The 9,209-nt window shown below is 49.9% G+C and carries 5 protein-coding genes; all 5 read right to left on the bottom strand.

Annotated elements, in window-relative coordinates; translation table 11 throughout:
- A partial coding sequence (locus HMPREF9442_RS07355; protein ID WP_008626950.1) for a glycoside hydrolase family 3 protein occupies window positions 1-2,174 on the bottom strand: 2,174 nt, incomplete at its 3' end.
- 61 nt (window positions 2,175-2,235) lie between these two features.
- Window positions 2,236-4,794 carry a glycoside hydrolase family 3 C-terminal domain-containing protein gene (locus tag HMPREF9442_RS07350; protein WP_008626949.1) on the bottom strand — a complete coding sequence of 853 codons (2,559 nt, stop codon included), beginning with the start codon at window positions 4,792-4,794 and terminating at the stop codon, window positions 2,236-2,238.
- 10 nt (window positions 4,795-4,804) lie between these two features.
- Complete coding sequence (locus HMPREF9442_RS07345; protein WP_008626948.1) at window positions 4,805-6,199, bottom strand: glycoside hydrolase family 30 protein; 1,395 nt, start codon at window positions 6,197-6,199, stop codon at window positions 4,805-4,807.
- A 19-nt stretch (window positions 6,200-6,218) separates the two neighbouring features.
- Complete coding sequence (locus tag HMPREF9442_RS07340) at window positions 6,219-8,504, bottom strand: GH92 family glycosyl hydrolase (protein WP_008626947.1); 2,286 nt, start codon at window positions 8,502-8,504, stop codon at window positions 6,219-6,221.
- A 254-nt stretch (window positions 8,505-8,758) separates the two neighbouring features.
- A partial coding sequence (locus HMPREF9442_RS07335; RefSeq protein WP_008626945.1) for a fibronectin type III-like domain-contianing protein occupies window positions 8,759-9,209 on the bottom strand: 451 nt, incomplete at its 5' end.

Raw genomic sequence — 9,209 nt, 5'->3', positions numbered from 1 at the left:
CCCTTCATGCTGTAATCTTCAAAGTCGGGAAGCTGCTCCGTGTTCTTGTAGAACGTCACGGGCAACTTGCCACTGGGATTGAAATCACCGAACAGCACGTCGGCCACGGCCAAACCTCCGGCCTGACCCGGATACCAGGCCTGCAAGATAGCATCACACGATTCCAATTCTGGTACCAAGGCCACGGCTGAACCCGAACAGTTGACGAACACCACTTTCTTGCCTGCCGCCTTCAACGCCTTCAGGATGTCGCGCTGCACCTGAGGCAGCTCGATCGAAGTGCGGTCGCCTCCGGCAAAACCCGGGCAATATACAAAATACTTGTCTTCCCCTTCCAAATTGGGAGATATACCACCAACAAAGATAATCGTTTCAGCATCCTTTACACGTTCGACCACTTCGGTTGGAGGAATCTGCCGGTGCACTCCGATGTCAAACTTCAGCAATGCCTCGGCACCGGCCTGCATGTATTCAATTTTAATTTCATAATCCTTTCCGGCAACAGCCTCTAATGTATATTCCCGTTTTGCACTGGAGTGTTCCCCCCAATAATCAATAACTTTCTCACCGTTCACATACACGCGGTAGCCGTCATCTCCTTCTATGGCCAACGTATACTTGTCCGAAACTTCCGGACGGAAAGTACCCTCATATACCGCCGTGAAGTTTTCCAATCCCACTCCAGACGTAAACACCGTATGGCCCCCATTGCTCAAACTGATAGGAGACGGCAACTCTTGGGTGGCCGCAACCTCCCCCCGCATCTCCATATTATTCCAATACTTTGCTTTCATGCCGGGCCGACCGTCATGGGATACCTTATTATAATAGGCATCAAACACATGGTTGTCCAACAGCTCGCAACCTTTCTCGTACGGCACATTGCCAACCTCCATACGGATACCCTCCAGAATGGTATAGGTATGTGCCGGCACTCCCTTGTAATTTCCCCATTGCATGACGGAATCCACGGCATTCGGCCCCATCACGGCAATCTTTCCGACGTCGCCCTTGTCTAACGGCAGGATACCGTTGTTATGCAACAGCACCATGGACTTGCGCGTAACGTCCAACGCCATTTGGCGGTGCATATCACAATCCACTGTATCGATGCTGATACGGCTCCAAGGTACAAGCGCATCGTCGTCCATCTCGCCCAAAGCAAAACGGGCTTCCAACAGGCGGCGAAGGCTGGTGTCGATGCGATGTTCCGTAATCAACCCTCTTTCTACCGCCTCGTCCAAATGGGCATATTCCACGCCACATTCCAAATCCGTCCCGTTGATAACGGCTGAAGCACTGGAGGTAGCTGCATCAGGATGGGTTTCATGGCGCCCCTGATAGAAAAAATCGCTGATGGCACCACAGTCGCTTACCACCAAATGCTTATACCCCCACTCATCCCGCAATATCTGTGTGAGCAACCTATTGCTTCCACAACAAGGTTCTCCCTCAAAACGCTGATAGGCACACATGACTTCTTTCACGTCCGCCTCTTGCACCAACGCCTTGAAAGCCGGAAGATACGTTTCCCATAAGTCACGTGGCTCCAGATTTTCCACATCGAAAGAATGGCGCTTGGCCTCGGGACCGCTGTGCACAGCATAATGCTTGGCACAAGCGTGTGTCTTGTCATACTTGGCATCAGCCGGCCCTTGCATGCCCTGGACTACCGCCACGCCCATACGGGTGGTCAAGTAGGGGTCCTCCCCCCAAGTTTCCTGTCCTCGTCCCCAACGCGGGTCGCGGAAAATGTTCACGTTGGGATTCCAAAACGTCAATCCTTCGTTGCCCCGTCCGTAACGGCCATGGCGACGGGCATCATGGAATTTGGCACGCCCCTCATCACTCACCGTCACATAAATATCTTCTATCAGCTTGTCGTCGAACACGGAAGCCATCCCCATCGTAATGGGATAAACCGTAGCCAAACCGTTACGGGCCACCCCGTGCAACGCCTCGCTCCACCAATTATAAGGCTTGATGCCCAAACGCTCCACGCCGGGAGACTGGTTTTGCATCAACGAGATTTTCTCTTTCAACGTCAACCGCTTCAACAAATCGTCCGCACGTTCCTGCGGCGACAAATCAGGATTTTTGTAAGGTTCGTCCTGCGCCGGAGAGGACGTAGCCGCCATGACTCCCACACAGAAAGCAAAAACAAATTTTCTCATGCTTATATCGTTTACTATTCAACACATCAAATACATTGTGTACTCTATATCCTCTCTCTGCTCAAAGTCCTACTGTTTCCCGGAATTTGATATCTTCGGAAGAAGCTCCCACCATAAAGGTATATTCTCCCTTAGGAGTGACAAACTTGCGCTCCTGCTCATCCCAATAACGCAAATCCTTCTTCGGTACACCGACCGTCACTTTGGACGTTTTGCCTTTCTTTATATGTACCCGCTTAAAACCATGCAACTGCTTAAGCGGCATGTATGTGCCGGTTTCCGGATACTTCACATATACTTGTGCCACCTCATCGCCATCATACTTCCCGGTATTGGAAACTTCAAAGCTGACTTTCACCGTGTCTCGCGCCACACTCACTCCCTTGCTCTTGTAACGGAACTTGGTATAACTCAAACCGTAACCGAACTCATACAAAGGTTGGCCTTCAAAATACTGGTAGGTACGTCCCTTCACGGAATAATTGTCAAAAGCCGGAATCTCATCCAAAGAATTATAATAGGTGAGAGGCAAACGGCCGCCCGGGTTATAATCACCGAATAAAACCTCTGCCACAGCATTTCCGCCCTGCTCACCGGGGTACCATGCGTTGAGAATGGCCGGGACATTCTCGTCCATCCAGTTTACGGCCAGGGAACTTCCGGCCACCAATACCACCACCGTGTTCGGATTGACCTTATAAAGTTCCTTGATAAACTCCTGTTGGTCTATCGGCAGTTCCAAAGTGAAACGGTCCTGTCCCTCTCGTTCTATGGACTTATTGATGCCCAACACAGCCACCGTCACATCGCACTCTGCCGCTACCTTACCGGCATCGCCATAACGAGCCAATACGTTTTTTTGCGAACCGGCCGAAGGAGCTTTCCAATACAATCCGGCAAAACAGTCCCCGCCATTGTCAAAGTACTCCACGCGCAAATCGTATGTTTTTCCGGCCTCCAACTTTATCATGGCTTCATCCATCTGCACGCTATGCTCGGTCCAAGCGTCTATCACCTTCTTGCCGTCTACATACACCCGGCAACCGTCGTCCGACTTCATCCCCAACGTGTACACTCCTGACACGATAGGTTTCAACTGTCCCGTCCACCGGATAGACATAGGTGCTTCAGGTTGGAAACGGTCGGGCTTGTGCACCGGGTCATAAAGCAACTCTTCTTCCATCCGGACAGAAGCCTCACCGGACAAGCTATTGTTCCGGTAATATTCCACTTTCAAGCCCTCGGGGAAATAGGTTTTCGTCACCGGTTCAAAATCTTCGCTGGCGGAAACCCAAGGAGCATAAGCGACCTTGAAACCGTATTCTTCCGCATACTGCTTGATTCCGTCGAGAATCGTCACCGGCTCATTCTTCGGCGTACCGCTGTAATCCCCGAACTCGCAATGCCCCGCACTGATGCCTACAACAGCTATGGATTTTACCTTTTGGGGATTCAACGGTAAAAAGTTATCTTTGTTTTTCAGCAACACCATACTTTGACGTGCTGCCTCCAAAGCCAAATCCTGATGGGCCTTGCAGCCTACCACGGACGGTTCTATCTGGTTATATGGGTTCTGTGACGGGTCGTCAAACAATCCCAACATCATACGTCCCCGGAGAATCCGGTAAGCAGCGGAATCTATGTCCGCTTCGCTCACCATATATTGCCGGTAAGCCTTCAACAGCCCTTCTCCATACACCTGATTACCGCATTCCAGATCCAACCCGGCTTTAACGGCCAATGTTGCGGCCGCCTCACGGGTCTTCACATAATGGTGCTTGGTAATCATCCATTCAGGTGCACTACAATCCGAAACAATATAACCATTAAATCCCCAATCTCCACGCAACACATTCTTTATCAAATAGGTATTCACCGTACAAGGTACATCGTTCACGGCATTGTAGGCCATCATGATAGATTGCGCCTTTCCCTCCGTAATACAACGTTCAAAAGAAGGCAAGTAATACTCTCTCAAATCACGCTCCGACACCTTGGCATTGCAACTCGAACGGTTGTGCTCTTCATTGTTCACCGCAAAATGCTTCGGGGTGGAAACCGTCTTCAGATACCGGGGATGATTGCCTTGCAAACCTTTCACGAAAGCCACTCCGAGCACCCCGCTCAAGTAGGGATCTTCTCCGTACGTCTCCGGCGTACGCCCCCAACGGGGGTCACGGGCCATATTGACCGTGGGCGACCAGAAAGTCAGCAAATCACTTGCTCCGGCTATCTGCTTTTTCCCGTATTCCAATTCTTTCCATCGTCCGCGCGCCTCGTCCGAAATGGCAGAAGATATGCGATACAATAACTCCGGATTCCACATGGCAGCCATACCTATGGCCTGCGGAAACACCGTGAAATCCCCAGGCCGCACGACTCCATGCAAAGCTTCATTGCCATGATTGTACTTATCTATCCCCAAACGCCCGATAGCCGGGGCATCATTGACCAACAAGGAAATCTTTTCTTCCACGGTCAAACGGGACAACAGATCCATGATACGCTCGTGTTGAGGCGCTTTCATATCTCTGAACAACTCAGTTCCTCCGTCTGTTTGCCCTGACAAAGGTAGGGCAAACAAGGCCATGGAACAGCCGACTACTTTCAATACATTCATACTTGACAGTTTAATAGATTATTGTGTTAAAGGTTTTAGGTTGTAATTTCAAAATCATCATCTTATCGCCACAGGCCAACCGTACATCGCGCTCGGTAGCTTCCCTGTTCATGCAAAACACAAGGGTTTCCCCATCCGGATTCCGGAAGGCCAGCACGTCATTCCCCTTTTCCACTTTGAGCTTATGGGCACCCGGTTTCAAGAAATGGCTCAAATGTTTCAGCAAATAGAACTCCGGTGTATAGACAGCCTCCTTTGTAGAAGAAAGGACACGCACCAATGCGTTCTGTTTCCATCCCCACGAACTGGCTCCCTCATCCTGAAGCACCATATTAAAATACATATACGTATTCACGCCTCCGTCAAGATAAGTTTTAATCAAATCAAAGGTATGTTCGGCAGCCGCCCAATCGAAAGTACCACTTCCACACTCGTTTTCCGTCTGCATCAACTGCATTTCAGGATATTTGTCATGTATCTCGCCCACAATGTCCTTGCCTTCCCACTGCAAACCGATGCCACGTACATAACGTGCCGCGGCCGTATCCTGCATCACGCGATCTAAATCAGCCATACGGTTGCAGTTGAACGTACCGAAATACAGTTCCACTTCCGGATGTTCTTGTGCAAAGAGCGGACCGAGATACCGGCCGATAAAGTTGGCCATTGAAGCGGGTGTCCAACTGCAATTCGGCCATTGGTTCTTGGTGTAAGGCTCGTTTTGGAACTGTAACAAAGAAATGTTTACTCCCTCCTTCCGATAGGCTTCCACAAACTTGGATTGATAAAGCGCGTATGCCTTCAGATACTCCGGCTGCTGAATGAGATGGTCGCCTTCCACCTCGTTCTCTTCCGTGAAGTCATTATGGTCTCCCGGTGCCGTAGCATAATGCCGGGTGGCTTTCATCCACACCGGCGGCGTCCAAGGCGAAGTCCATAACTTAAGCTCCGGATTCTGCTTTAACGCGGCCTTCACGTATGGAATCATCGCCTGCTTGTCACGCTCTATGGTGAAATGCCGCATTTCAAAGTCTCCGGCCGTATCATTGCATGTATAATAATCACGGGCAAAGTCGTTAGCCCCCATAGGAATACGCCCGTATGCAAAATGTATCCCTTCCGGAGCAAACAAAGCCTGCATGACCTCCTCCCGTCTTTCTTCCGGTAGCAACGCAAGGGCATCCCATCCAATCTCTCCGAAAGACCCGCCGAATCCGTCGAACGACTGTTCCCGTTCATCGGAAACCACAATGTCCGGCACCGCCCCATCCGCCGATTGCACTTCCACCACCGCTTGTTTCCAAAATTCCGTTTCAGACGTGGTATACACCTTTACCTCTTGTGTGCAAGCCAAAAGCCCGTAACTTGCCCACAGACAAATCCCTAATCGATAATTCTTTTTCATTTTACTATTTTGTTAACATTTAGTTATTGTTTTTCATACCCAAAGAAGGAGGTACGTCTTCCGCCCCACTACCCCATTCCTTGTTGCATCGGTTTCCCATGACAAACTCAAGTTTACCTCCATTGACGATATCTTCATGGCTAAACCAAGGTTTTGTCCAAACCTTCCCGTTCAACTTAGCCGACTGGATGTATTTGTTCTCTTCCGAACAGTTCCGGGCTATGATTTCCAGTGTTTTCCCATTGCTCAATTTCAGTTCTATGGAAGAGAAGAAAGGGCTTCCGATATGATAAACCGGCAATCCGGGTGTTACCGGATAGAATCCCATCATGGAAAATACCACAAACGCTGAAAGACCTCCGCCGTCCTCATCGCCGGGCATCCCCATCAGGTCGTTGCGGAACCACTGATGTACCAACGAACGTATGCGATGCTGTGCCTTCCACGGAGCCCCGGCATAATTATATAAATAAGGTATATGCAAAGAAGGCTCGTTACCCATGGAATACTGCCCCACGTTACCCGTATGGTCGGGAAGCTGGGCATAAAACTCATACTTCGGCCGTCCTAACCACTCGTTGAAGGTGGCATCGAGATTCCGGACGAACGCCTCTTTTCCTCCCATCAGCTTCACCAAATCGCCTGCATTGTGCTGCACGTCCCAACGATATACCCAGGCATTGTTCTCGCCATAGTAATCCCGCGCCCCCATCCCTCCGGAGAAACGGTAGTCGAACGGTTCTATAAATTTGCCTTCTTTATCTTTGGGATGGAAAAATGAAGTTTGCGGATTAAACAGGTTACGGTAATTGTAAGAACAATCCAGATAATGTTTCGCCTCATGCTCCAAACCCAACGCGGCAGCCATGCGGGACAGGCACCATTGGTCGTAAGAGGTACCCAAGGTAACAGCCACCGCCTGCCGCTTTTCCCAAGAGTTTACTTCCGGCACGGTTTCCTTCTCGCCGGGACAGAGAGCCGGAATATATCCTTTCTCCATGTAGAAACTGTCCAACCACCCGGGAGCAGCGGAAGACCACGGTGCCAACGTTTTCTTCTCCAAACTGTTTTTAGCATACGCGTACGCTTCCCGCAAATCGAAATCCCGGATACCCTTACACCATGCATCGGCCATGACCGACACACCGTGGTTACAATTCATTCGGCGCGAATCTCCCGTGATTTCCGGGAAATTCGGAAGGCAGTGCCGTCCGTCCGTCTCCGCCATTCGCAAAAAAGAACGGAGCATATCCGTATGCTTAGGGGCATCGAGCAAGATGCGCAGAGGATGCGCCGCACGGTAACTGTCCCAAACCCAGTCATCCGTATAATATGCGTGCCCGCCATCATCATGTACTTTGTTGTCATAGACGCTGAAATAACGTCCGTCCTCGCTTACGCAGACCGGACGCTCCAAACAACGGTACAAAGACGTGTAAAACACATGACGGTCGTTCTCCGTACCTCCAGAAATCCGAATCTTTCCCAGCTCTTCATTCCATATACGACGGCCTTCTTCAGCCACCGTCTCCAACTCAAATCCCGGTATTTCTCTCTTCAGGTTCTTCTTGGCCTGATCCACACTGATATACGATACGCCATAACGGACGTTCAAAGAAGACAAAGCAGGACTCCAGGACAGTGCCACACAAATGTCGTCTCCTTCCGCCTTCCGTTTTTCCCTGTTCCATTTTCCGTCACGGAACACACCGCTTTGCTCCGGCGTCACGTCCGTCTCCATATAAATGTACACTTTCAGGTTATTCCAGATATTCTGATAACCGTAGACCGTGTTCCCCTCGACTGTCAATTCTCCATTTCCACCGTTCAGCACCAAATAAGGAACCGTATTCTGCCGCCGATAATCAAAATGATAAATGGCCGACTGGCGGGAAGGGGCAAAATCCACGTGCAACTGTTGGTCGCATAAATCCACCTTATAATAATAAGGCTTCACCACCTCATTGTCATATTCATAGTCCATCACACGTGCCAAATCCGCCTCGTCGCCTTGAAAGGGAGACAAATTAAAAACAAAGCTTCCCCGATGGCTGATTTGCAACACAGGCAAACCATGTAACTTTCCGGATGTGTAGTCTCCTCTTTGGGGGTAAACCCTCAACATGCTGTTAGGCAAATGCACAATGGGATAAGTCGGTACCAACAAATGGCTGATGTTCCCCATATAGGGATTCACATAATCCACCGGTTCAGCTTTCGATGCCGCTACAATTTGTTGCTTCATGGCACACATACCACAAAACAACAACAAGCACAGGATTTTCTTCAAGAATCTGCTTGTCATACATATCTGTTTAAAAAGGTTAGGTGAACAAAAGTAGTCATTTAACCTGCACTTTGATTTATAAAAATCAACCAAAATATAAAAAATACGAAGCAAGGGCAACCAAAACCTACAGATTTCTCAAACTGAAAAGCATTTGGTTGCCTCCTCACAGCACAAACAAGTAACAATGCACCTATTGGCAGGCACATCAAAAGGAAAGCATGACGAGCCACACGGAATACGACCCGAGATACTTTCCCAATGCTGTTAAATTACAATAACTCCACCTTCAACTTGTTTCCCTCCGGCGTGTCCGAACTGTTGCCATACATGATTTCGTACTCACCGGGAACCACGCGCATCGTGTTCGTGGACGTGTCGAAGAACTCGAAAGCTTCGGGGGACAGTTCGATGGAAACCCTACGGCTCTCGCCTGCCTTCAGTTCCACACGGCGGAAACCGCGAAGGCTCTTCAACGGACCACCCGTGTCGCCCACCTTACGGACGTAAACCTGAACCACCTCGGCACCGTCACGCTTGCCCGTGTTCTTCACCTGAGCCGTGAACTTCACGCCCTCGCCCGCTTCCACGGAAGACTTGCTCAAACGGCCTTTGGAGATGGCGAACGTGGTATAACTCAAACCATAACCGAAAGGGAAGAGAGGCTTCTCCGTCATGTAACGGTAAGTGCGCCCCTTCATGCTGTAATCTTCAAAGTCGGGA

It is taken from the genome of Paraprevotella xylaniphila YIT 11841, from assembly GCF_000205165.1.
GTDB lineage: Bacteria > Bacteroidota > Bacteroidia > Bacteroidales > Bacteroidaceae > Paraprevotella > Paraprevotella xylaniphila.
Note: the sequence above shows the minus strand (reverse complement) of the source record. Positions and strands in the feature narration are given on the sequence as shown.

Excerpts from the sequence above, each read along its gene's own strand:
- HMPREF9442_RS07345 (WP_008626948.1), bottom strand. The coding sequence starts at position 6,199 with ATGAAAAAGAATTATCGATTAGGGATTTGTCTGTGGGCAAGTTACGGG.
- HMPREF9442_RS07340 (WP_008626947.1), bottom strand. The coding sequence starts at position 8,504 with ATGACAAGCAGATTCTTGAAGAAAATCCTGTGCTTGTTGTTGTTTTGT.
- HMPREF9442_RS07350 (WP_008626949.1), bottom strand. The coding sequence starts at position 4,794 with ATGAATGTATTGAAAGTAGTCGGCTGTTCCATGGCCTTGTTTGCCCTA.